The sequence below is a fragment of the Mesorhizobium sp. P160219 genome (assembly GCF_057786095.1).
The window spans coordinates 2,123,899-2,148,232 of sequence record NZ_JBYNWG010000001.1 but is presented as its reverse complement, the minus strand read 5'-3'; the positions used below and the strand labels follow the sequence as shown (position 1 = coordinate 2,148,232).

Sequence of the window (24,334 nt, the reverse complement as noted above, 5' to 3'; positions counted from 1 at the left end):
TTGAAAAACTGCTGATCAGTTGCCGGGATAGGCCCTGCCGGTACCCAGGAAACGCTTCGTCGTCTCGCGGGCGGCTTCCTCGGACTGCGCCTTACGCGCAGCATCCTCGGCCTCGGCCCGGAACTGCGTCGCAAGCAGCGTCTGGATCTGCATCTGCTGCTTGGTCGAAAGCGCGATCAGCTGATTGGTGGCCTGGCTTGCCTCTAGCGCGCCGGCCGCCCCCTGGCTGCGGTTGACGAGATCGGTAAGCAGATCGCCGTCGGCCTGCACGTTCTCGACGATCTGCGACTGCGCGCTCATGGTCTGGCGGAACGCCTGCATGGCGCTCTGCCAGCGCTCGCGCGCGGCGCTCGCCACATCGCTGACCTTGATCGTGGCGTCGTAGCTTTCCGGATATTGCTGGCGCCACTGGTCCTGGAGCTTGTCGAGATCGAAGCTCAAGCCGCTCGCCTGGGTCATCAAACCGTCGATCCGCTGGAGCGAACCGGTAAGCTGGCCCACGGAAGAAAAATCCAGGCGCTGAAGGTTGCGCGCCATGTTCTGCAGCATGGTCGCTTGGTTCTGAAGCGATTGGATTTGGTTGTTGATCTGTTCCAATGCGCGTGCTGCTGACAGCACATTTTGCGTATAGTTGGACGGGTCAAACACGATGAGCGCATAGGCCGGCTGGACGTAGTCAGCCATTGGTTTGGCGATCAGGGAAACGGTGACCAGGCTAGTAAAAAGGCGGCGTCCGATCATGACGATTGCTCCTTGTTAGGTTGAGGAAATTGCTGGAGAAGCTCGGCAGCCCACTGAAGGCCGCGCGCATTGAAGAAACGGGCGGCAAAGCTGCCCTCCCCTTCTTCGGAAAGGACATTGTCGATCAGGGTCTGGGCGGCCGGGTCGGAGGCGCCGCAAAGCGCAAGAGCGATCGGGCCGAGTCCGAGCTCAAAAAGCCGGTTGCCGCGGCGCGACTGAAGATAGTAGTGGCGCTTCGGCGTCGCGCGGGCGACCAATTCGATCTGTCGCTCATTAAGACCGAAGCGCTCATAGGCTGCTCGTGCCTGCGGCTCCACCGCACGATCATTGGGGAGAAATATGCGCTGCGGGCAGCTCTCGATGATTGCGGGTGCAATAGAAGAGCCGGCGATGTCGGCAAGCGACTGCGTAGCGAAGATCACCGACACATTCTTCTTGCGCAGTACCTTCAGCCATTCGCGGATGCGGGCGGCAAAGAGCGGGTTGTCCAGATAGACCCAGGCCTCGTCGAGCATGAGCAGCGTCGGCCGCCCGTCAAACCGGTCCTCAAGACGATGGAACAGATAGGTGAGCACAGGCAGCACAGCGCCTTGGCTGTGCATCAGCTCCTCGGTCTCGAAACACTGCACATCCGAGATGGCCAGCCGGTCGTCATCGGCATCGAGCAGCCGGCCGAATGGACCGTCGAGCGTGTAGGGCATCAACGCCGATTTGAGCGCATTGGACTGAAGCAGGACCGACAGCCCAGTGAGCGTGCGTTCCTGCGCCGGCGCGGTGGCGAGGCTGGTGAGCGCCGACCAGATTGTCTCCTTCACCTCCGGGGTGACGGTGACATTCTCGTGGGCAATGAGGCCGGCGATCCATTCGGCTGCCCAGCCACGGGTTGCCTGGTCGTCGATGTTGCGCAGCGGCTGAAAGGCAAGCGCACCATCCGCACCCAGCGCATGGTGGTCGCCGCCCATGGCAAGCGTGGCGGCGCGGGCCGAATTGCCTTTGTCGAAGACATAGATTTGGGCGCCAGCGTAGCGCCGGAACTGCAAGGCGATCAGGGCAAGCAGAACCGACTTGCCGGCACCGGTCGGCCCGACAATCAGCATGTGGCCGACATCGCCGACATGGGTGGAAAGCCGAAACGGCGTCGATCCGCTGGTCTCAGCGAAAAGAAGCGGCGGCGAAGCTGATCCGGTGACCTTTGTTAGATGCTCATTATCCGCAGGACCAGCCCACACCGACGACAGCGGCATGAGATGGGCAAGGTTCAGCGTGTGGACGAGCGGCTGGCGAACGTTGGCGTAGACATGACCCGGCAATGAGCCGAGCCATGCCTCGACCGCATTGATGCTTTCGCGGATGGTGGTGAAGCCGAGCCCGTTGGCGATGCGCTCGACCGCCCGAAATTTTTCCGCGGCCGCTTCACGGTTCTGGTCCCACACCGTCACCGTTGTGGTGAGATAGCCGAAGCCGACATGATCGCCGCCCAACGCCTGCAGTGCTGCGTCGGCATCAAGCGCCTTGTTATCGGCATCGCTGTCGACGAGAGGCACCGGTTCGTTGGTCACCACCTCGCGCAGAATAGCCGCGATCGATTTGCGCTTAGCAAACCACTGCCGGCGCAAGCGCGTCAGCGTCTTCGTGGCTTCCGTCTTGTCGAGTGGAATGAAGCGCGTTACCCACCGATAGGCGAAATCCTGGTGATTGAGCGCATCCAGGATTCCTGGCCGGGTGACGTTCGGAAAGCCGAGAACGGTGAGCGTGCGCAGATGCTGGTCGCCCAGCATCGGCTCTAGGCCGCCGGTCAGCGGCGCGTCAACCAGGACGCCGTCGAGATACATTGGCGTTTCAGGCACGGCGACCGGATGACGGCGGGTCGAGATCGTGCCGTGCAGATAAGTCAGCGTCTCGGCGTCATCCAGCGCACGTATTTCAGGCATGAAGCCCGACAGAAGATCCAGAACCCGGTCAGTCTCATCGCCAAACCACGCCAGTTCCTCGCGCCAGTTTCTCGCGGCTCCTGAATGATGCGACTCGACGAGGGCGCTTTCGGCCCGCGCCTGACCATCTGGTGGCGGCATGAACAGCAGGGTCAGATGGTGAGAACTCTCGAAATGCGCGACCTTGCCCTCGAAGGCAGCGCCGCGTTCTTCTTCAACCAACCATGACGCGGCATCGGGAAAACGCGAAGTCGGATAGTCCAACGCCTCAACGCGCTCGGCCTCGAAGAACAATGCCCAGCCAGAGCCAAGCCTCCTCAGCGCATTGTTCGCTCGCGCGCAAACGCCGATGAGCTCAGCTTCCGTCGCGCTTTCAAGGTCGGGGCCACGAAACCGCAACGTCCGCTGGAAGCTGCCGTCCTTGTTGAGCACGATGCCAGGCGCAACGAGTGCTGCCCAAGGCAGATGGTCGGCAAGCCGGTCGGCTTTGCCGCGATATTCCGAGAGCTTCAGCATGCCAGCCAGCCCTTCTGGCGAAGATGGCGGACAAGCACGCTGGCAAAGTCCGGATCGCGCCTCGCGGCAAAAACCGCGAGCGTGTGTCCAGCGATCCAGAGCCCGAGACCGGCGATCCACTGCTGCAGGCCAAGCCCGATGGCCGCTGCCACCGTGCCGTTGAGAATCGCTACCGCCCGTGGCGCACCGCCCAGCAGAATGGGCTCGGTCAACGCCCGGTGAACGGGAACCTCGAACCCTTCGATATGCTGCTCTCCAGTGGTCATCCGACGAGTGCCCCGCCACCAAAGGAGAAAAAGGAGAGGAAGAAACTCGAAGCCGCGAAGGCGATCGACAGGCCGAAGACGATCTGGATCAGCCGGCGGAAACCGCCCGCCGTGTCGCCGAAGGCAAGGGTGAGGCCAGTGGTGATGATGATGATCACCGCAACGATCTTAGCGACCGGCCCTTGCACCGATTCCAGGATCTGCTGTAGCGGCTGTTCCCACGGCATTCCGGAGCCGGCAGCGCGAACAGGGGTGGTGAGAAGAAACGCCAAGGCTGCCGACGAAAGAAATCGAAGTTTTTTGCGCATGAGGTGACCTTTCAAAGCTGCTGGAGTTGCGGAAGGGTGAGCTGGATAACGGCGTAATCGCCATTGCCGTCGAGGCCCGTGACCTCGGCAATCGCGTCGATTCGGCGCGAGGATCCCCGGCCAGCGATGAAGACAATCAGATCTATCGCCTCGGCGATGAGTCGGCGGGGGACGGTGACAACAGCTTCCTGGGCGAGCTGCTCGATGCGATAGAGGCCCGAGCGCGCCGAATTGGCGTGTACCGTGGCGATGCCGCCGGGGTGACCGGTGTTCCACGCTTTCAGCATGTCGAGGGCTTCCGCGCCTCTGACTTCGCCGACGATGATGCGGTCGGGCCTTAGCCGCAGGGTCGAGCGCACAAGATCGGCGAGCGTGACCGAGCCTCGCCTCGTCCTCAACGCAACGCAGTCTTTGGCTGCGCATTGCAGTTCGCGCGTGTCCTCGATCAGGATCACCCGCTCATCACCTTCGGCGACTTCCGCCAGCAGCGCATTGGCAAGTGTGGTTTTGCCCGACGACGTGCCGCCGACGACCAGGATGTTGCTCCGCTCGCGGACTGCCTTCTTCAGCGCCTCGGCCTGAAGTGGCAGCATGATGCCGTCGGCGACATAGTTGGCCAGGGTGTAGAGTTTTGCCGCCGGCTTGCGGATTGCGAAACACGGCGCCAGAACGACAGGCGGTAGCAGCCCCTCAAACCGCTCGCCCGATGGCAGTTCGGCGCTGACAATCGGATTGTCAGCATGTGCCTCGGCGCGCACGTGGGAGGCAACGAGGCGGATGATGCGTTCCGCCTCGGAAGGGTGCATATGCACACCTGTATCGACCCGGCCGTCTCCCAACTTGTCGAGCCGCAGCGCGCCGTCGGGATTAACCATCACCTCGATGACGGTCGGATCGGCAAGGGCCTCGGTGATCGCGGGGCCCATGGCTGTGCGCAGCATGGCGCGGCGGCGATGGTCGGCCTCTGGATGAGAGCTCATCCTTCGCCTCCGTTGCCATTGCCGTTGCCAAGCGAGCGCTTCCCGGAGGCGATCTGGCGACCGACCTGCTCGACGAATTTGTCAAAGCGCTCTTGGGCAATCGCCTGTGTCGCCCGATCCGGGACTGGCGTGTGGGCATGAAGCGTGATCGAAAAGCGTATGAAGAGCGCTAGGCTCTCTAGGATCACCTCGATATCGGCTCGGATATGGTCGAGGTCGCGGAAAAGACGGTCGAGCCGCCTGCCATAACGATTGTCGAGCTCGTTCTCGCCACGCCGCTCGATGAAGGCCTCGACCGCTTTCGCGACGATCGCCGATTTTGTGGTCGACGGGTTGCGGCTGAGGGTTTCCAGCTTCTCGCTTAACGCGGGTTCGAGCAGAAACTGGTGGCGAATGCGGTGGGGCTTCATATGTCTCGTTCCGACTGGCCGGCGCTGATGCGCCGGCGGCGGGAACGAACATCGTCGAGATCGGCAAAATCGCTTATGGGCGTTATCTACGCCGAGATACGCCTGAGCTGCGGAAGCACTTAGAAGCCGGGGATGATGTCCTTGTCGTCGCCCCTTCCCTCGTTGATACCGTAGGCGCTCGCCGCGGTAGAAACCCGGTCCATGACGCGCTTGTCTGCGAGTGCCTCGGCGTCATCATCCGCCGGATTGAAGAGGTCGTCTTGATCAGGCTCCTGAGAGACGACGACGTGTTCTTCAGGCAGGCCGGGATGACGCTGCTGTTGCATGCCGCCCTCTTCTTCGATTGCCGCGCCGGCGTTTTCGTCATCGGCAGCGAGACGGCGGTCAACATTGCGGACTTGTCCGCTCCAATCGTCGGGGCGCGACGCAGGACAGTCCGCGTACAGACCGTCGCGCAACACCGGCGCCGGCAGCACCCGTTCGGTGAAATTCGGATCCTGATAATAACGCAACTTCTGGGCGCGGATCGGCGGCAACCCCGAAACAAGGATTAATTCGTCAGCTTGCGGCAACTGCATCACCTCGCCAGGCGTCAGCAGCGGGCGAGCGGTCTCCTGGCGACTGACCATGACGTGCGAGAGCCAGGGCGCCAGCCGGTGGCCGGCGTAGTTGCGCATGGACCTGAGTTCCGTCGCCGTACCGAGCGCATCCGAGATGCGTTTGGCCGTGCGCTCGTCGTTGGAGGAAAAGGCAATGCGCACATGGCAATTGTCGAGAATGGCGTTGTTCTCGCCATAGGCTTTGGAGATCTGGTTCAAGGATTGCGCGACCAGATAGGCGCGGATGCCGTAACCCGCCATGAAGGCGAGCGCGGTCTCGAAGAAGTCGAGGCGGCCAAGAGCCGGAAATTCGTCCAGCATCATGAGCAGTTGGTACTTGCGGCTCTTCTTCGGGTCACCTTCCAGCCGCTCCGTCAGTCGCCTGCCGATCTGATTGAGCACCAGTCGCACCAGTGGCTTGGTGCGCGAGATATCCGATGGCGGCACCACTAGATAGAGCGACATCGGTCGTTCCGCATCCATCAGGTCGGCAATGCGCCAGTCGCAGGCCGATGTTGCCGCGGCCACGGTCGGGTCACGATAGAGACCGAGAAACGACATGGCGGTCGAGAGAACGCCTGAGCGCTCGTTCTCTGATTTGTTAAGCACCTCGCGAGCCGCCGAGGCCACGACGGGATGGACCCGAGGTTTGTCCGCCGTGCCGAGGTGGTTGGTGGTCATCATCCGCAGCAGTGTCGTGGCAAACGAGCGTTGCGGATCCGACAGGAAAGTGGCGACGCGGGCGAGCGTCTTTTCTTCTTCGGCGTAGAGCACGTGCAAGATGGCCCCGACCAAGAGTGAATGACTAGTCTTCTCCCAATGATTCCGCCGCTCCAGCGCGCCTTCCGGATCGACGAGAATGTCGGCGATGTTCTGAACGTCGCGGACCTCATCTGAGCCCCTGCGCACTTCCAGCAGCGGGTTGTACCGCGCCGACCTTGGATCGGTCGGGTTGAACAAAAGGGAGTACGAGAACTTCGACCGCCAGCCGGAGGTCAGCTGCCAGTTCTCGCCTTTGATGTCGTGAATGACGGCCGAGCCGGTCCAGGAAAGAAGAGTTGGAACGACCAATCCGACGCCCTTGCCCGAACGTGTCGGCGCAAAGGCCATGACGTGTTCCGGCCCGTCATGGCGCAGATAGTGATCCCTCAGTTTGCCAAGGAAAACGCCGGTCGGCTGAAACAGGCCTGCTTTCTCGATTTCCCGAGCCGCGGCCCATCGTGAGGAGCCATAGGTGGTGACCAACCCCCTCTGCCGCGCGCGCCAGAGGGAGCCAGCTATTGCGGCCGCACAGCCCAGGAACCCGCTGGCTCCGGCAAGCATGCCGGCCTTGTCGAAGACCTCAGGGGCGTAGGCGTCGAATTGAAACCACCATTCGAACAGTTTCCACGGCTTGTAGATCGGCCAGGCCGCCGCGACAAACCATGGCGCGCCAAGCTGCAGCTGATTATCCAGCATGTGGGCGCACCATTGAGTCGCTGTCCATACGCCGAGGATGACGATGGCGAATACAACTACGATCTGACCGACCAGGAGCTTCGTCGGTGTCATGGGCGCAGCCTCCGAGGTTTGTTAAACGGAAGCAGCATGGCGTGACGTTTCAGAGTATCGAAGATACCCAATATACGCGCCCGTGCGATCCAGCGAACGTTGCAGGCTTGGACGGTTGGGTTCGCCAAGAAATGTCATCGCGAAGGTGACCAGCGAATGACTTGTATGGGGCCGACAGCAGAACGTCCGGTTTTCGGAGCGCCCGGCGGCAAGCTGCCATTCTGGTTCCGCCGCGTCAGGCTATGTTCGCCCCGCTCAATTCGGGATCATATCGATTGCTTGGTCGCCGATGGTCCCTGTGACTGTCTCCGGCGACTTCCACCACGCATCGTAAGCCGCCGCCCCGGATTGCACGATCCCCACGACGATCAGAACTACCGTCAGCCAGAAGATACGGTTCTGCGTATTTTTGTTGTCGGTGTGACGCTGTTCTTCGAGGTCGAAACTGGTGATCGTGTTCAGCGCCTGCGGCTTGAGCTTGTAACCATGATGCTGCGTTTCTTCGAGATCTTGCACGTCCTTCATCGAGTCTAGGAGGAGCGTATAGTAGGTCATCAGCTCTTCTTTATCAGGCCGATGAACCCATCGGACCGTATAGAAGTGGGTCAGCAAGCTGGTCGGATGCGTCTGGAAGGCCCGATCCTTGACGGTCTCTGATAGGATGTAGCGCAGCACCTTCATCCGATCCTGACGAGGCAGCTCCCGCTTATTGAAACGCAACTGCAGGTATCTGTCGTATGTCACCTGGATCCAAGGCCAGCAGCTCCATCGGTAGCGGAGGAATTTCGGGAGCCCGATCGTGTAGAAGGTCCAGCCTCGATAGTAGTGCTGGATCCATGGCTGGAAGTCGGCCAGTTCGCTAATGTCGAGGGATCGTTCTTCAGTGAAATTCTGGCCGTCGAGCGACCACTTCCCCTGCACCTGATCATCCACGAGGTCGTAGACGAGGAACCTTGCCACACCCGCGCTGTCGAGCAAATAGACCAGATAGATGTCGTTCTTCCGAGCCTCGTCACCAGAGGTCGGTATTGTCAGTCCGCTTCGTTTCACCAACGCCATACGAAGGACGCGCCGCATGGCAAACTGCCGAATCCCCGCACGTAATCCCATCCCGCCTCCCATCGATGCTTGAGGGAGATATAAGTCATAAATTGTTCTGTTTCTCTCTGTTCCTTTCGGCTATTTTGAATAGTGGCGACGAATGGCATGCGGTGAAGCCGCAGCGTCTAGCGACACGCAGAACAACCGGGTCGCCACCCTTACAAAATCGGAGAGCTTCTTTGTCCTGGTCGATGGCTATGTCGAACCTCTACTCGGCTCCGGCAACCGCGGTGCCCGTCAATGTAAGAGACTAATTTTACACTGAACGCTCCTATCCACCCCACCGACGCTCCGCGCAGGCCGCTATCTGACGATGTCAGCACACCTTTGACCTGATGATCGAGAACGCCTCTCGTCACCAGGCTATCCTTCCGCCCTCAAAGGTCGAAGAGTTCGCACAGGGCAGTCATCGCTCGAGCGCTAGCATAAGCTGCGTAGTGCCGAACCTTGTCCCCTTTATCCACGTCGGCGAAATCTGAAACCCCTTTGAGCACCAGACAGTCTGGCTGAGGCATGGGAAGCTCGCGACTCGCCGCCATTACACCATAAGCCTCCATATCCAGCCCGATTAGCTTACGATGCTGCTGTGTTTGAATCTTGGTGAACAACGCTTTGTTCGCGACTACAGCCGCACCGGAAGCGAAAGGGCCGACATGCAAGCGCGGTCTTGACGATGGTTTGCTTCCTGGAAAATCATTCCATACCTTCTCCAACAAGTCATGACGTTCATCAAGACGTTCCAAGAGGCCTCTAAGTCGAGACGATATCTGAATCTGATAGGGTGCCGGTTCAAAGGTGTCATTGGACTCGTCCCCAACATGTTTTCCGCTTCCGTAGTCCCATACTGGGCTAGCCGCGATGAGGTCTCCCAACTGCACTTCAGTAGAGTCGCCCGCGCAAATCCCCGTCATGACGAGTGTGCGGGGACGAAATTGGTAACCGAGTTTTGTGGCGAGCACAGAGGCAGCTGACATGCCCATCAAAGGAGCTTTCGCCAAAACCGCAGAACCCTTGCTGCCGTCCAATCGCGGAAATTCCGCCCTGTAGTAGAGCGCGGCGTCACCCGGAACATCCTGGCTCGACCATTCCCACCCATTCCTTTTGACCTGTTCAAGCTCGTCCCCTACAGCAACTATTATCGCAACATCGACCTGGTTCGGCTTAGTAGAAACCCTAGAACTCTCAGCAGCTAAGACGTGACGGACCTTCCGCGCAATTCTCTCCAGCCAACTGTCCGATGTAACGTCGTAGTAAATCAAAGACCAAGTTTCAGTTGAAAAACGATCCACTGCCAACTCGTATACGTCAGACTTTGCTGTAAGTCCGATGACATGTCCTGGTCTCTTGTAAATCGTCCTAGCGAGAATCTCTTCGAGAAGTTCTATGCCCCCTTCTGGGCGAACCTCGTCGCCAGGCCTAAGCGGCAAAGCAATATCCAAAATCACTAGGTCGAAATAGTCGGCTCTCAACGCCCTTTTCGCAGCGTTAGCATCGTCAGCGACGATCAACTCGTAACCGCCCTCGGGGACTTCGTCATGAAGCCCACTTCTAACTCGATCCGCCTTTTCTGCAGAGTCCTCAACCAGAAGTATCTTCACTCTACCCCACCTTGAATTTCTTCACTGATCAAACGTGTTAGTTCCCTGCTCCACTCATCGATCGATGCATGATAGTATACCGCTCCTCTATAGAACGGCGAAAAGCTGTCACGCATTTCCGCATCTAGTTCCGGTAGGTCCTTTACGTCTGGAGGCTGGCCAAACGTCTCGAACTGAGTAATGACTATGACCTTGGTTGGTATTTTAAGGCGCCTAATCTGCTTTAGATATTCGACACCACCAAACGCATGCATACCGCCCCCGGTTTCGCCATCACGGAGATCGTAGTTTGGAAGCGTCATATCTAGGAGGACGAGATCAGGTCGATCAGCCCTAGTCTGCCTAACTCCCGCCATCAACGACGCAGCAGTCTTGACCTCCAGATCCGGGAACGCAGCACTGAGCAGTGCTAGAACTTGGGTCCGCTTATTCTCGTCATCCTCAATCAGAAGCAACTTGCTCATCATCCACCTCATCTGACATGCCGAAGATTCGAGCCGGGAGACTGAATTCCAACCAAAAGATTCGCGCGTCACAGTCCAGGGCGAAATCGAGCTCGCCCTGGCCAGATTTGTACCCGACCAGCTTCGCAAGTTTGGGTAACCCGGTACCGCCTTCTCTATTAACGTCGCTCAAGTACCCACCGGTTGCGATGCGCTCTCTCGAGCGTGCAACACGCTCAACATTCTCCGCCCCGCACCTTTCCGCAACCATGGAATTTTCGACGCGAATTGAAAGCGATCTATCCCCCATCACGGCAGTTATCCGCACATCTGGGCTTGATGATCCGCAATGCGTGTAGATATTCTCAAGTACCACAAAGAACATATCCGAAAATAAATTCAAAGCGCCGATCAATTGGGGGATGTCGTCAGCAGGCATAACTAGGGTCGGCAAGAAGTCCCTGTGAAAACTCTTGATCGCCTCGAGGGCAACCTCGATCAGCTGGTTCAGAGTAAAAGTCAGAGTTGCTGTCGCAGTTGGGAGCTCGAACCAGTCCCGAACGCGATCCAGGGACAGTTCGACGTCATTTCGAGCGCGAATAACAGCGTCTGCAAGAGGTGCCAAGGCAGGCTCCCAGCGCAAATCGATCTCTAAGTTGTTGAACAGCGAGCGGAAGCGTAGTCGAGCGTCTCCGTCTAAGAATTCCCTCACCTCATTAAGACTGCGCTCAACCAGACCCCAGAAAATAACGAGCGTTCGAGTCAACATTTCATCGAATGACGTTTCGTCGTCGATCTCCGTTGCCAATCCATAAATAGAAATTGGATTTATATCGACGTTAAATAGCCCCTTTGGCTTCTCCTCACGCTTAACCTGAATGTAGTCGTTGGTAATTTCACGAACCAATCCGTCGAAATCACCGGAGAACTTCGAAAGACGATCTTGTGTCAATTGCCATGCATCGTCGTCTAATTGATCAGCCGTGGCTGTCCGCCAAAACGAATTCTCCCGATAGTCTCCCGTCTCCGTCGCTCGGCGGGTAACAACGCGCTCCATCTCCGGTGCGCTACGCATCACGCCTGAGAAGGTCCCGTGCCTAATTCTCAGACTTAGATAGCAATCTAGGCCGTGCTCGGGGTCAAATGCACATTCTCGGACGAACTGCACTACAATCTGGGTGAATAACGCGCCTGCCTCATTCTGCGGAACATCGTACAGAGATTGGCTTATCTCACCACTTTCAAGCGCCTGGAGCAATGCCTCGCGATACGCCTGATCGACAACTACCAATCCACTCGCGTAGAGGGATTGATACCGGGCGAAGTCTTCGCGAAGGTTGCGCGTGCCCCACACACGAATTGCGTCTTCATCAATCGATATTTTACTTGCCTGTAGCTGTTTTATTGCTTCCTTTACCAATCTCGACGTGACAATGCTTCTAGCCTCATCTTCATACTTGCCCCTTCGATTGCTATCCAAACGAGAGAGCAATTGACAAATTGCAATTCGCTCTTCCTCGAGTTCTCGCTCTGACTCAAATGCTGTGAACAACCTTAGCGTGGCCGGCGTGCAGACCTCCGCCAAGAAGTGTACAAGCAAGGCATCGTCGCCGGTTGACAACTGCCACTCGACCCTAGACGGTCTATCAGCATCTTTCGTCAATATGAAGTCTTCAGCGGTATAGGACACGTACGACGACAATTCCTGATCGACGTGCTTTGACGCAAAGTCAAATAGTATAGGCGTCTCAATATCACCCGCAAACTCGTTCTGGTCATTGCGGTAAACCAACCTGATTAGATCTCTAACCGGAAGCCAGGTGATATAAAGTGGGTCGCTGACCAGCAACTCAACGGCATTCGATAGCGCATCTCGAACTCGGCCAAGCTCCAGCAGCGCTCCTTCCCTGAAGAAAAGGGCTTCTCGGGTTCGACTCAGTTGAAGCATTTGGCTCGCAGCATCGAGAACTGCGTCTGCATCCTTCTGTAAAACGGCCCGCTGTAGCGCCAGGCTCATTTGGGTTGCCTTGGACAAGTTGGCCAATGCCGCCTCTGCGATCGGCTGACCAACCAAGATTCTGGCTGCAGCAGCCACGGGCGATGGGCCATAGATCTTTTCGATCTGAAGTGCAAAAGCGGCCGCACACTCTGCGGTCAACGCAGAAAAGGCTTCGAGCAAGCCATCACTTGCAGCGACAAACCTTGCGCCGTCAAAGCTGGGATCGAAGGGGTTTGCTCTTGGCGCGTACGCCTGCGCGACTGACGTCGCCCACCGACCGACCGACGTATGGCCTAACATCAGCCCTAGCTTCCACAGAGCGATCGATGCACGAGCACCTTCGTCGCCTGGCTGGTCTATTGCCCTTAAAGCTCCCTCGAGCTTTGAAACTAGCTCGTTGGATGGAGTTCTCGCGATACCTTGCAGCACCGCAGCGTTTAGTTCTTCTAGGCTTTCTGCGCTACCCTGTTGCGCATTGCCAATTCCGGACAGCCGCGCATCCAGGTAAGTGGTCGACTTCCGTGATAGCTTGGCAGCACTATCAAGGCTTCCGCAGAGCAGAAGAATCTTGGTGACCCTTTCGTCGCTTATTCGAGTTGCGATCCTACTCATTGCCCTCTTGAACAAGTTTGCCGTCGAACGCTTCTCCGCAGCTGCGACTGTTGCGATGCCAATCAACATTTCGTATGTATCGATCACGCCACTTGAAGTCGCGGCTGTCAAAAGGTTGCTCTCACCGCCCTCCGATGGATATTCTTTCAGTAAGAAGTAGCTTATGTGAGCCCTGGCTTCTGCGTCGACCTCCCATGAGTTCATCCTTCGACGGATTTCCTTAGCGAAATGTTCGGCGGATGTTCCGTCTTCGGCCAGAACGCTCCACCAGAACGTATAAAATAGTGCCATCGGCGACGCACTATTCTTTCGGAGCCCGGAAACAAGGTCTTTTTGAGCCTCCAAACCCTCAGAGAGTTGGGTTAGCGCAATGCGCGTCGACAACGACTGGAATGATTGTCCAACCTGCTCATCCAGACGATCAAGTTGCTCAATCGCCTCCGCCAAAGAACTTCTGTTCAAAAGTCGGTCGAAATCTCCTTTGCGCTGGAGATACCGCTCAATTGCCTCAGCCTCTCTTAGAATGGCAGCGGTAGCCCACTCTATGTCGCGGGAAAGGCCGATTGATCGAAGAGGTGCATTTGCGCTCAAGTCGGCCAGACGTTTTGGAGTCAGCCGTCCTAGGACCCCTAGCGTTGGCAACCAACTGAAGCTCCACCTAGCGAGTGGGTCTAAGACCGAAAGGTCTGCATTCCGGCCTTTCTCCAGAAAAGCGACGACCTTATTGTCTGCTCCCCTGATACTATTTTTAATTTTGGTAAGAGGATCTTTGGATTTTCGGCGTCGTCTAGGCATTTGAACTCTACCAATGAAACGGCGACACGAATCACCGCTAGGGGTGAGATTATAGCTGCAATCCGGGAGTCAAAGCGGCACAACAATAGAGCTGTTAACAGAAATGACGCAAAACGAGCGGAGGATTTGCATCGTGGTGACGCTACTTGACCCAGGTTACTGAAGGTGGCTGAGAAATGGCGCGATTGGCTTGCTCTAAGGCTGATTGCAGCGAACGAGGCGCGGTGGCAAAGGCCAGTTGGCGACCTTAGCGGTCGCCCGCGATGGCGAGCGCAGCAATCCCGCGTTGCACAAGGGGTAGCAGCAGACGGTGATAGCGGCAACCTGACCGATCGACAGTGAGTAGCATCGTGAGCGCGCGAACCTCACGACGACGGCTGCAGCGTGAAGCCGGTACAATGACTGGCCATTTTACCCTTGGTAACCTGCGCAAAGGGGTTCCGCGTCAAATTGGCGGGTGGATAACGCCGTTGGCGAGCCGTCTACCCATTTTACACTCTCGGTCATTCGCAGAAATTGTGAGTCTGCTTTTAGGAACCTGAACAACAGTCTCAATGACCGATATGCTCAAGGGTTTCGGGTGCCGTCAGGCGTACGAAAGTCTCTCATGCAGGAACCCGCGGGCCGCACGCGGTGAGCTATGGGGATTTGTTTCGGGGTGTGCCAGCGCCTGTCGCGAACTTCCGAATAGGGTGCGAGGGGCATGTCGTGGAAGCGGCGTCCGGGCCAGGTCGCGGCGCCAGTAGCGTTAATTCCCGCGGGATTGGTGTGCGTGACGACCGGCGCCACGGCAACGTGCACATGACATCCCGTTGACCGGCGCCAGCGTGACGCGGCCGTGTGTGCAGACGGACCATGCCGGGTCATGGGGCGTTTTCCCGGTTCGGCGGTTCGAGCAGCCGCGCCGCTTCCTCCACGCTCAGCACGTCGGGCAGCTTGCGCGGATACCGGGTGATCACCAGCGCACGCGCCAGATCCCGACGCTTCAGCGTCACCAGGAACAGGAACCGCAGTGCCGAGACCGCGCCATTGATCGTCGCAGGGCCGACGCCGCTCTCATGCTGATGCAGCTGGAATCGACGGATGTCCTCAGCCGTCGCCGTGTCGGGCGAGCGGCCAAGGAACACAGCGAAGCGCCGGACGTGACGAACGTAGTCCTGCTGGGTATGGGAGCCCAGGCCACGCATGAGCATGACGTGCTGCATGCGCTGGCGAAGCGGAGAGATTGGTGCATCGGTCGACAGGGTAGCCATGGCGAGTTCCTCTCGTTGAAGGGAACTCCATGGTCAGATCGACGCCTCTACCCGCTCAAATCAAAATGGCAGTCGCGCCATCTCAGGCCGAGGCGCCCCTCCCGCGAAGCGGGTTGGTGCATGAGGCGCGTAGCGGACGGCCCAGATTACCAGGCCTGAACATCTGCTCTCAGATGGACGCAAAGTTTGGGGCGCGGAGCCATCGAGGCAAATTCTGCTTGAATCGGGATCGAGCACAGACTTTCTGGTATTGGATAGAGGCGGCGCTTGATCAGGCGCTGCGATAGCAACCGCCCGTTCGAACGATCGGCTTGTGATATCTCGCAACCCGCGCTACCGCAGAATTACTGTCGTAATTTTGTGGTTGGCTGCGAGACGATGCCAGAACTTACTGAGCAACAGATCAAGGAAGGTATCGCTGATCATTCGATCGCGGCCATCACGCTCGATACCAATGTATTCGACCGGTATGGGTGCAGCCTCGGATTTCCCGTGCTGCGCAAACTCGATCAGTTCCGCGGCAGCGATATCCATTTCGTCCTTTCTGATATCGTCAGCAACGAAGTTATCAATCATATCGCCACCGAGGCCGAGGAAACCGGGCGCCTTCTGAAGAAAGCCTTTAAGGACCACGGACGGCGGTGGGCGCTACCTGCTGTAGACCGTGTTCCTGCGCCCGGCCTGCGGCTTGACGATGAACCCCGCCAACTGGCTGCAACGCAGATGGCCAACTACATTGCATCAACGGGGTGTGAGGTGATCGCGCCGACCGGTATTAACGATGTCACGGCCCATGTCCTGCAGCGCTATTTCGCGAGCCAGAGCCCATTTGAATCAGCCCTCAAAAAGAAGAGTGAATTTCCGGACGCCTTCGCGCTTTGCTCGCTGGAATCCCACGCGCATCATGAGAACATTCGCATTCTTTGCATCAGTGCCGACAAAGGATGGCGTGACTTTTGCGCCGCTTCTGCGCACCTGGTTTGCGTCAATGATCTGGAGCGCGCGCTTTCTTACTTTAATGAAACGGGGGCAGCGTTTGCTGCGACCGTGGTCGGACTTCTTCGGCAAGGCGCTTCGCAGGAGCTCATCGATTCCGTTGGATCTGCACTCGAAAGCCGGCTTGACGATCGCGACTTTCATGCCGATGGCTGGTCCAGCGTTGAGTTCGAAACCGAGCCGCTTGGCGCGGTGGCTCAGCTGATCCGCTGGGATACCGCAACACCCCCTGTTGTCGTGGCCGCCGACGAGGATGTCGTTACATTTTCGACCCGGCTTGAGGCACGCGTGGCTTTCGAAGCGTCGTTCTCATTCTCAATCCGCGATGCGATCGATGAGGATTATGTACCGCTGGGCTCGGAGGAAGTGTCTACTGAAGAAGAAATCACCTTTGAGGTTGTGATCACCGTTGCCCGAAATATGGACCAAGGGCTCGACGTCGCTGAAGCCGACGTCGCGTTGAGCCAGGTGACGGTCAATTTTGGCACGGTGGAGCCCTTTCAGAGCGAAGATCCTACACACGAGAAATACTAAGCAGGGTGCGGCAGGAACCGAGCCACGCGGACGAACAACGGCAGCGTTCGGTTCATATAGCTACCGCATAGTCATCGGTCCGCAGCCTCATTTGTGCCTGCCACATCGAGGAGAGGAAGGCACCTTTTTGGAAACATAGGGCGGTTCCTCAATGATAGAATATCGGGGCGCATTTCTGCTCTTCTTGTCGATAGCCCGAATGTCCGCTTCTGGCCTAAGCCAAAGTTGCCTGAACGACTGAATTGAGGCGCATTGCCGCCCGGCAGCATTGGGCCGTTACGGTCTGGCAGCTTTGGGAAACGGGATCTAGGAAGCAGACTTGATAGCCCCACGATGCTATGCAGCGCCATGATCGAACGCCCCTTGGATCAGATCACGCTTGACGAAATCGAGGCGCTGGTGACTTTCCGGCGTAGCGAGAGCCGAACGCTGGATTTCAAGGAAAGCGCTCCCGGCAGGCGACCACAAGGGCGTCCGGGATTTCCTCGCCGATGTGACCGCGTTCGCAAATACCGATGGCGGCGATATCATCATCGGCGTGCGCGACGACAAGAACGGCGTCGCCGCCGAAGTGGTCGGGATCGGCCGGATCGGGCTTGACCACGAGTTGAGGCGCATCGACGATCAGTTACGCACGCTCGTTGATCCCCGTGTCCCGCAGTTCGCGCTTCGGGAACTAACGCGGCCCGACGGCACGGTCGTACTCGTGATGCGCGTCTGCGCCAGCCTCGTCGCCCCCCATAGGGTCACATACGACAAGAGCAGCCGCTTCCTCCGGCGCGCTAACAGGAGCAATTTCGACATGAGCACGACCGAGCTCAGGCAAGCCTTCGCCGCATCTCAAGATTTCCCGAACCGCGTCCGGGATCTCCACCGCAAAGCGGTCGAGGCGATTACAGGCAAGGACATGCCGAGACGCATCGTCGATCGGCCAACGCTCATCCTGACCATCGCGCCGCTGTCTGTGCTTCGCGAGGCGCGGGATATCTCTGTCTCACGGGACTATGCCGTCCTTCCGCTAGAGCCCATGGGCGGCATCCACTACATGGTTGGGCTAGACGGACTGATCGTCCTTGTCGATGTCGATCAGGAGCAGGGCGCGCGCCTGGTCGGTCAATCACGGGATCGGCTATGTCGACCTTGCCTGGGCGATTGGCCGCGAGGTTGATGGGAAGAAGATCATCTGGCCAAAGTATGTCGTTGATCACCTGCTTGGCGCAGTGGTGAGCTTGATCGCGAGACTGCGGCCTCATGGGATCGAAGGACCGTGAATTGTTATGGCGACGATGACGAGGATCAAGGACTACCGTTTGATCCTCGGCGACGGCTATTCTGTCGGGCCCGCCTGGCAGGATCCGGCCTATCTTAGTGAGGTCGTTGACGACGCGATGGCGGAAGGCGCGCTGCAGCCCCTCACCGAAGGATTCTGGCGCCTATTCGGCGTCGACCAGCCATCAAAGCTCTAACGGTAGATCGGAAGGCTCGGATGGACGCGCGCTATTTCCTGAAAAGCCGCACGGCGTTCGTCCACTTCTTCTATTCGGAGAGCGCAAAGGCCTTCGTCGATGTGCAACATCGCATCGAGAACCAGCTCCCACCGTTCGACAATCCGCCCTATAGCGAGGACGGCGAGCCCGCCTTCCTTGAGGAATGGATGGATGCCGACACAGTGCTGGAGGTGCTCGGCCTCGCCTGCATCTCGATGCTGTCCGACGCGCTGAAGCTCTATTTCAACACGCTAGCGAACCGCGTGATTGGCTTTTCGTTCCAGAACAAGAAGGCTGCGTTCCGTGGCGGTTTCGCGCCGGCCTATTTCGAGGCGTTGGGCGAGATTCTCGATACCGATTGGAGCGATTGTCCCGCCGATCGCGCGCTGATCGAGCAGATCGCTCTACCTCGCAAATCGCGGCCAGCATGGCGAGGATCTGACGTCATTCCTGGTGACCCATGACAAGGCGACGCTCGATAAGCATCCACGACCATTCTTGTCAGCGACATAGAGCTGTCGGCGCTCACCTCTCTGAAGAAGGTTCGCTCGCATCGTTGTTGATGCCGACGATCAAGATCAGTTCGACCGGGCTGGAAAAGGCGATCGATGAGGTCAACGTGCTTGCCGAATGGATCGAGGGGGGATCGACCACGCCCATGACTGGCGGCGCGCAGCGGCTTCGCTGCGCATTATTCCGCACCCTTTGCGTCCGATACCGAGCGGCACGGGCTGGCCGGTCAGGTGTTTGATGTCCGATTCGGTGACACCCGCGCCCGAAAACTGTCAGGTCGCTTCCGGCCCATTGCTGCCAGGCAGCAAAGCGCCGATCCAAGTCGTTCCCGCCACCTTCCCGCGACGCTAAAGCGCTCACTGGCCCGCGAACAAAGGCTTCAGCTTTGTGGCTTGCTGTGTTGGCGCATGCGTTTCGGGTCCCGCCAACGTGTAGCCGATTGGGTAGCGCAGCTAGCCCGGTTCGGCCAGGATTCGGGCACGCGAACCCTCGGCCCAGGCCACCTCGATCGCCAGCCGGGCCTTGCGAACATAGAAATCCGGTACGTCATGCTGCGTCCCGCGCGGCCGCGCGATCGTCCGGGTGATTACGCGCTCGTGCACTGCGTGCTGCCCATCGGGAGCATCGATTTCGCAAGTACGCGAGAAGACTTGAAACTTGCCTTTTCGAGCGCACGGGTCGTCGCAAACGAGAAGCTGGTCCTGCCAAGCCGGTGGTTGCGCAATTAGGTACGGCGCCAATATTTTATCAATGCTCTAATCGATTATAGTTGTGAAGAGCAGTTTCGGCCATTTACTTGCCGCTCAAGTCCCGCATAAAAGAAGACAGCACCGATTCGGTAGCTTGTCCCTGTCTTTCGCGTACTCGCGGTTCGTGGTGCCGAGTGGACGATTGAAGACCGCCAGCCCGCTCACCAGCAGGTCTGCACTGGCGCCTTGGGGGCCGTTGGTAAGCCACAGGAGTAGGGCAATGTCGAAGGATTCGGGCAAGGGCGAAAATCACGGCGGCGGCCCCGGGAAGATCGAGATCACGGTGGTGGTGAACGGGCAGCCCACCCAGGTCGAAGCCAATCCCAACCAGCCGCTTCACGTCGTTCGCACCAAAGCACTTGAGAATACGCAGAACGTCGCCCAACCGGCCGAGAATTGGGAATTCAAGGATGAGGCCGGCACCTTGCTCGACGTCGACAAAGAAGTTGGCGATTTCGGTTTCGCGACCCCTGTGACCCTGTTCCTCAGCCTGAAGGCGGGTGTCGCAGGTGCCTGAACTCCAAACTGTGGACCCTGGGGTGTCCCGAGCGAAGTTCGATCGGCAGATCGGCTGGTTCCAAACACAAGCAGGTATTTACCGGGCTCAGGGTTGTTTCCTGATCGAGGCGAGCTTCCCGACGGCCTTCTTCATCTTCGCACCGCCGAAGATAAAGCCACAGATCATCGGTGCAGCTGTCGAGATCGACTTCTCCAATTACGACCTCCGACCTCCGTCGGTGGTCTTCGTCGACCCCTTTATACGCCGGCCGATTGCCCGGAAAGATTTGCTGCTTAGGATGCTGAGACGACCGCATCTACCCGGAACCCCACCGGATATGATTTTGGTCCTCATGCAGCAGAACGCTCTGTCGCTGTCGGACTTCATCCAGGCCAACAGTGCGGAACACACGCCATTCCTGTGCATGGCAGGCGTCCGGGAATACCACGACAATCCAGCCCATTCAGGTGATTCATGGCTTCTCCACCGGGGTTCTGGCGAAGGCTGTTTGGCCTTCATCCTGGACAAGATCATCAAGTACGGGACCGGTCCCGTGGAGCAGCTTCAGTATCAGTTCCAAATCTCAGTGGGAGCCATGATAGCCCCCCTACCCGCCATTCCAGAATGACCGAGCTCAAGGATGTCGGGACAGTCGCTCTTCCCCGAGACTGTCTTTCAAGTGTCCAGGCGCACCTGCGCTCAGTTGGGCGACAGGGCCATGAGGGGATGGCGCTCTGGGTCGGCGTTCAGCAAGACCAACACTTTGGCGTAACAGAGACCGTTATCCCGGCACAGCGTCACATTCGGACGGGCGACGGCGTTTGCGTGATAGTTCCGGCCGAAGAACTACACCGGCTCAATGTCTGGCTCTACAAGAGCAGCCTTAAACTCTTCGCCCAGATCCATAGCCATCCGGGCCGAGCCTACCATTCGACGACCGACGACGCCTACGCGGTCGCTACCACGGTTGGGTGTCTGTCGCTGGTGGTGCCCAATTTCGCCCGCGAGCCTTTCGATCTTGCTCGGGTCGCCGCCTATCGACTTGACGCGAAGGCGAACTGGAATGAGGTCCCATCCGCGGCACTCAGGCGGATGATCACGATAACGGGTTGAACGATGGCACTCGCTAACTTCATCGACCGCGCCGCCACGGCAGCTTCTCAGGTGCTGGCCGACTTTCATCTATGCGACTTCAAAGCAGCCCTCGAAAAGCAGGTCGTGGCTGTGGCCTTCGACAGCCAAGCCGCTTCGTGTGCCGAGGGCCAGGCGACGCTTGACCTTACGGTCAGGTTGCTTGCCAGACTGTATCCGGTTCTGGCCATACTCCCCCTGGATATCGCCGCGAGCTCTCAAGCCCAAGCGCTCGAGCGCTTGGCAAAGTCGATCAATCCAAAAATCAGCATCCGGCGTTCCGGCAAGTTTGCGACGGTCTGTGTAGCTGCAGGCGCGGTGCGCCCATCACTTCGGTGCCCAACGTTTTTCATGGGATCGCAGGGTTGGGCGGCAAAGCTGTCGCGTACGGACCCGGTGGGCTCTGGCTCGAGCTTGCTGCCCTATGGAGCTGGCGCCGCAAGCTGCTTCGCCGCGGCCAACGTCTTTCGAACCATCTTTGCTTCCCAGCTGACCGGCGCCGAGCTGGACGAGAACATCGGCCTCTCTTTATGCACCTACAACAAGAGCAACGCCGGCGATTCCGGCCCCTTAAACTTCCCTGTCGACCTTGGCGAAACGCACCTCGTTGGGCTCGGCGCGATAGGCCATGGCTCGCTATGGGCGCTGGCGAGGCAATCCGGTCTGTCGGGGCGCCTGCATGTAGTTGATCACGAAGCTATCGAACTCTCAAACCTGCAGCGCTACGTGTTGGCAGGTCAGGCGGAGGTCGGCCTCTCTAAGGCGGCCCTCGCAACCAACGCCCTTCGGTCCACCGCCCTTGAAGTCGAGGCGCACCCTATGAAGTGGGCAGAATATGTTGCGCGCCGGGGCGACTGGGTATTCGACCGAGTGGGTGTGGCGCTTGACACCGCCGCCGACCGTCTAGCTGTCCAAGGTGCTCTGCCCCGATGGATCGCGAACGCCTGGACTCAGGAGCAAGATCTAGGCATCTCGCGGCATGGTTTCGATGACGGCCAGGCTTGCCTTTGCTGCATGTACATGCCGACCGGGAAATCCAAGGACGAACACCAACTGGTCGCGGAGGAACTCGGAATGCCGGAAGCACACGAGGAGGTAAAAACGCTCCTGCAGACCAATACCGGAGTCCCCAATGAGTTCGTAGCTCGGGTGGCTACGGCGATGGCTGTGCCGTTTGAGCCGCTCGCCGCGTTTGTTGGTCAGCCCCTCCGTTCCTTTTATCAGCAGGTTATCTGCGGCGGTCTGGTGTTCCAGCTTAGCGATGGAAGTCGTCTCGTTCGAACCGTGGTTCCGATGGCCTTTCAATCAGCGCTTGCCGGGATCATGCTTGCCGCAGACCTGGTCAAGCATAGTGCGGGTTTTCCGATGAGTCCGACGACCAGCACTCGCGTGAATCTACTGCGCCGCCTTGGTTCTCACCTCCATGATCCGAAAGCCAAAGATTCCAGTGGCCGCTGCATCTGCAGCGATGAGGATTTCATTGCCGCCTACAGGCTGAAATACGGCTGTGCCGTTGAACAGCTGAGCAACGGGTCCGCCTAAGAAAGATCTGAAGTCTTCGTTACCGCGGACGGCGCGCTGTCAGGCGCTCACCGATGTTTTCGACCACGATCGAGTGCCTGATGAGAGTGCGGGGCGGATTATGACACGCTCGGCCCGCTGCTTGCCAATGTCAGGCCCAGAACCCACGACAGAGATCCTTGAGGGACGGCTCGCCGTTAACGTTTTTTGTACTGTTATCTACGTTCGACCATATTCGTCGTCGAAGCGAACGATATCATCCTCGGCGAGATAATCGCCGCTCTGCACTTCAATGATCACCAGGTCAATTCTGCCTGGGTTCTCGAGCCGATGCTTATGGCCGCAGGGGATGTAAGTAGATTCGTTTGTCCCCAGGAACAACTCCTGCTCGCCATTGACGATTTTAGCGGAGCCGCTGACCACGACCCAGTGCTCCGAACGATGATAGTGCATCTGCAGGCTCAACTGGCGACCGGGCTTCACCTCGATGCGTTTGATCTTGAAGCGCTCGCCTTCCTCCAGAACCGTATACGTACCCCAGGGCCGGTGTACCGTGCTATGGACCAGATGAGCTTCATGTCCGGAAGCCTTGAGGCCCTCGAAGAGCTTCTTAACGTCCTGAACGCGGTCGCGGGATGTGACAAGCAAAGCGTCCGGGGAATCCACGATCACCAGATCGCTTACGCCCACCGTGCCGATGACGCGCTTGTCGGAGCTCACATAGGTGCCGGTCGTGTCGACCATGTGCACATCGCCGCGTATCCTGTTCCCGCTTTCGTCGGGGGCGATCAAATCGGCCATTGCGTTCCAAGATCCGATGTCGTTCCAATCCATGTGGCAGGGAATCACGGCAAGTCTGTTAGTCTTCTCCATGACAGCGTGGTCGAGCGAGATTCGCGGCGCGGAACCGAAATGCTCAGGCGCGAGTTCGATTTTGGCAAAGCCTTGGCATTGACTGGCGCGGCCGTTCTCGTAGCTGTCGGCGACGGCCTGGAGCACCTCGGGACAATGCAAAACCATCTCGTCGAGCATGGTTTGCGCACTGAAGCAGAAGATGCCGGCGTTCCAGAAGAAGCGTTGAGACGCGACATAGGCTTTGGCTGTATCCAGATCCGGTTTTTCAACGAAACGGACGACGTTCTCACCATCTGCTTCGATGTAGCCGAATGCTGTGTCCGGTCTGGTTGGGGTGATGCCCAATGTGGCGATCCGCCCGAGCTTCGCATGTTCCATGGCCAGGCCCATGACGTCTAGAAACGCAGGCAGGTTGCCAATCAGGTGATCGGCCGGGAAGACGCACAGGATCGCGTCAGGGCCTTGCGTTGCCCTCGCATGGATCGCGGCTGCAGCCACGGCGGCGGCCGTATCCCGAGGTTCGGGCTCGAGCAGAAAGGTGCGTGGCAGGACCACGGAATCCAGTTCGTCAAATTCGTCCTTGGTCAGGAAGAGGTGTTCCCCGGATGTCACAGCGACGAGTTCCACGACACCTTCTATCGAAGCGACGCGCAGCACAGTGTGCTGAATGAGAGAATATCCATCCGCTACTTTGAGGAAAGGTTTGGGGTGCGATTGCCTTGAGGCGGGCCATAGCCGCGATCCGGCTCCGCCGCTGATGATCACGGGAACGACTTTCATAACCAACCTCAATCTCGTCTCTGGAGTGATCGCCCGCGTTGTTTCGAGCGTCAGCGTCACGATCGCCGTCGCTCTGGCTTGTCTGCGGCCCCGCGTAACAGCGAAGTTCTGGTGCGTTGCAGGCGGCGTCAGATGACGACGCTAAATGCGCATTCAACTATGCCTG

Annotated in this window: 23 protein-coding genes; 9 read left to right on the top strand and 14 right to left on the bottom strand. The window is 58.4% G+C overall.

Translation table 11 applies throughout. The annotated features are described in order from the left end of the window. Window positions 1–15: 15 nt before the first annotated feature. From trbJ to AC3EMP_RS10305, 12 genes are all read right to left on the bottom strand, one after another. The gene (gene trbJ / locus AC3EMP_RS10360; protein ID WP_023727920.1) at window positions 16–741 is read right to left on the bottom strand and encodes a P-type conjugative transfer protein TrbJ; all 726 of its coding nucleotides are present in this window, start codon (window positions 739–741) and stop codon (window positions 16–18) included. Beyond that, window positions 738–3,188, bottom strand: coding sequence for a conjugal transfer protein TrbE (gene trbE / locus AC3EMP_RS10355; RefSeq protein WP_023727919.1), 2,451 nt, complete (start codon window positions 3,186–3,188; stop codon window positions 738–740). The genes trbJ and trbE overlap by 4 nt, the downstream gene beginning before the upstream one ends. Next, a complete protein-coding gene (locus tag AC3EMP_RS10350) occupies window positions 3,182–3,454 on the bottom strand; it encodes a VirB3 family type IV secretion system protein (RefSeq protein WP_023727918.1) in 273 nt (90 codons plus the stop codon). Before AC3EMP_RS10350 ends, trbE begins: the two co-directional genes overlap by 7 nt. Then, window positions 3,451–3,762 (bottom strand): TrbC/VirB2 family type IV secretion system protein, encoded by a 312-nt coding sequence (locus AC3EMP_RS10345; RefSeq protein ID WP_023727917.1) that lies wholly within the window; start codon window positions 3,760–3,762, stop codon window positions 3,451–3,453. The genes AC3EMP_RS10350 and AC3EMP_RS10345 overlap by 4 nt, the downstream gene beginning before the upstream one ends. 11 nt (window positions 3,763–3,773) lie before the next feature. Beyond that, entirely contained in the window at window positions 3,774–4,742 is a 969-nt protein-coding gene (gene trbB, locus AC3EMP_RS10340) for a P-type conjugative transfer ATPase TrbB (RefSeq protein WP_023727916.1), read from the bottom strand. Further along, window positions 4,739–5,152 carry a hypothetical protein gene (locus AC3EMP_RS10335; protein WP_023727915.1) on the bottom strand — a complete coding sequence of 138 codons (414 nt, stop codon included), beginning with the start codon at window positions 5,150–5,152 and terminating at the stop codon, window positions 4,739–4,741. The genes trbB and AC3EMP_RS10335 overlap by 4 nt, the downstream gene beginning before the upstream one ends. A gap of 119 nt (window positions 5,153–5,271) precedes the next feature. Continuing rightward, a complete protein-coding gene (locus AC3EMP_RS10330) occupies window positions 5,272–7,302 on the bottom strand; it encodes a conjugal transfer protein TraG (RefSeq protein WP_023727914.1) in 2,031 nt (676 codons plus the stop codon). A gap of 255 nt (window positions 7,303–7,557) precedes the next feature. Beyond that, window positions 7,558–8,412, bottom strand: a complete 855-nt coding sequence (locus AC3EMP_RS10325) for a hypothetical protein (RefSeq protein ID WP_023727913.1) — start codon at window positions 8,410–8,412, stop codon at window positions 7,558–7,560. 368 nt (window positions 8,413–8,780) lie between these two features. Beyond that, on the bottom strand, window positions 8,781–10,001 hold the full coding sequence (locus tag AC3EMP_RS10320) for a phosphorylase family protein (RefSeq protein ID WP_023727912.1): 1,221 nt from the start codon (window positions 9,999–10,001) through the stop codon (window positions 8,781–8,783). Beyond that, entirely contained in the window at window positions 9,998–10,465 is a 468-nt protein-coding gene (locus AC3EMP_RS10315) for a response regulator (protein ID WP_023727911.1), read from the bottom strand. Before AC3EMP_RS10315 ends, AC3EMP_RS10320 begins: the two co-directional genes overlap by 4 nt. Then, window positions 10,443–13,850 (bottom strand): hypothetical protein, encoded by a 3,408-nt coding sequence (locus AC3EMP_RS10310; RefSeq protein WP_488494609.1) that lies wholly within the window; start codon window positions 13,848–13,850, stop codon window positions 10,443–10,445. The genes AC3EMP_RS10315 and AC3EMP_RS10310 overlap by 23 nt, the downstream gene beginning before the upstream one ends. Before the next feature lie 863 nt (window positions 13,851–14,713). Next, window positions 14,714–15,103, bottom strand: a complete 390-nt coding sequence (locus AC3EMP_RS10305) for a phage integrase N-terminal SAM-like domain-containing protein (RefSeq protein WP_023727909.1) — start codon at window positions 15,101–15,103, stop codon at window positions 14,714–14,716. Between the two features lie 378 nt (window positions 15,104–15,481). Here AC3EMP_RS10305 and AC3EMP_RS10300 point away from each other — a divergent pair, with 378 nt between their 5' ends. The 5 genes from AC3EMP_RS10300 (at window position 15,482) to AC3EMP_RS10280 (ending at window position 18,871) form a co-directional block, all read left to right on the top strand. After that, complete coding sequence (locus tag AC3EMP_RS10300; RefSeq protein ID WP_023727908.1) at window positions 15,482–16,633, top strand: PIN domain-containing protein; 1,152 nt, start codon at window positions 15,482–15,484, stop codon at window positions 16,631–16,633. Window positions 16,634–17,066: 433 nt separating this feature from the next. Then, window positions 17,067–17,801, top strand: a complete 735-nt coding sequence (locus tag AC3EMP_RS10295; protein ID WP_084629725.1) for an AlbA family DNA-binding domain-containing protein — start codon at window positions 17,067–17,069, stop codon at window positions 17,799–17,801. A gap of 109 nt (window positions 17,802–17,910) precedes the next feature. Continuing rightward, the gene (locus tag AC3EMP_RS10290; RefSeq protein WP_023727906.1) at window positions 17,911–18,099 is read left to right on the top strand and encodes a hypothetical protein; all 189 of its coding nucleotides are present in this window, start codon (window positions 17,911–17,913) and stop codon (window positions 18,097–18,099) included. A 20-nt stretch (window positions 18,100–18,119) separates the two neighbouring features. Further along, complete coding sequence (locus tag AC3EMP_RS10285) at window positions 18,120–18,584, top strand: hypothetical protein (protein WP_023727905.1); 465 nt, start codon at window positions 18,120–18,122, stop codon at window positions 18,582–18,584. 98 nt (window positions 18,585–18,682) lie between these two features. Next, on the top strand, window positions 18,683–18,871 hold the full coding sequence (locus tag AC3EMP_RS10280) for a hypothetical protein (protein ID WP_352843173.1): 189 nt from the start codon (window positions 18,683–18,685) through the stop codon (window positions 18,869–18,871). Window positions 18,872–19,085: 214 nt separating this feature from the next. On the opposite strand, the gene AC3EMP_RS10275 is transcribed toward AC3EMP_RS10280, so the two are convergent. Then, entirely contained in the window at window positions 19,086–19,235 is a 150-nt protein-coding gene (locus AC3EMP_RS10275; protein ID WP_023727903.1) for a hypothetical protein, read from the bottom strand. A 367-nt stretch (window positions 19,236–19,602) separates the two neighbouring features. Between AC3EMP_RS10275 and AC3EMP_RS10270 the strand changes: the two genes are divergently transcribed. The 4 genes from AC3EMP_RS10270 to AC3EMP_RS10255 all read left to right on the top strand — a co-directional run bounded on the left by AC3EMP_RS10270 (window position 19,603) and on the right by AC3EMP_RS10255 (window position 22,554). Further along, window positions 19,603–19,899, top strand: a complete 297-nt coding sequence (locus tag AC3EMP_RS10270) for a DUF2604 domain-containing protein (protein ID WP_023727902.1) — start codon at window positions 19,603–19,605, stop codon at window positions 19,897–19,899. Between the two features lie 22 nt (window positions 19,900–19,921). Then, complete coding sequence (locus AC3EMP_RS10265; protein ID WP_245274146.1) at window positions 19,922–20,509, top strand: putative metal-binding protein; 588 nt, start codon at window positions 19,922–19,924, stop codon at window positions 20,507–20,509. A 98-nt stretch (window positions 20,510–20,607) separates the two neighbouring features. Further along, window positions 20,608–20,994 carry a hypothetical protein gene (locus AC3EMP_RS10260; RefSeq protein ID WP_245261414.1) on the top strand — a complete coding sequence of 129 codons (387 nt, stop codon included), beginning with the start codon at window positions 20,608–20,610 and terminating at the stop codon, window positions 20,992–20,994. Window positions 20,995–20,997: 3 nt separating this feature from the next. Further along, on the top strand, window positions 20,998–22,554 hold the full coding sequence (locus AC3EMP_RS10255) for an E2 ligase fold family C protein (protein WP_023727900.1): 1,557 nt from the start codon (window positions 20,998–21,000) through the stop codon (window positions 22,552–22,554). 198 nt (window positions 22,555–22,752) lie between these two features. Here AC3EMP_RS10255 and AC3EMP_RS10250 read toward each other — a convergent pair whose 3' ends face one another. Next, on the bottom strand, window positions 22,753–24,168 hold the full coding sequence (locus AC3EMP_RS10250) for a mannose-1-phosphate guanylyltransferase/mannose-6-phosphate isomerase (RefSeq protein ID WP_352713174.1): 1,416 nt from the start codon (window positions 24,166–24,168) through the stop codon (window positions 22,753–22,755). Window positions 24,169–24,334: the final 166 nt, after the last annotated feature.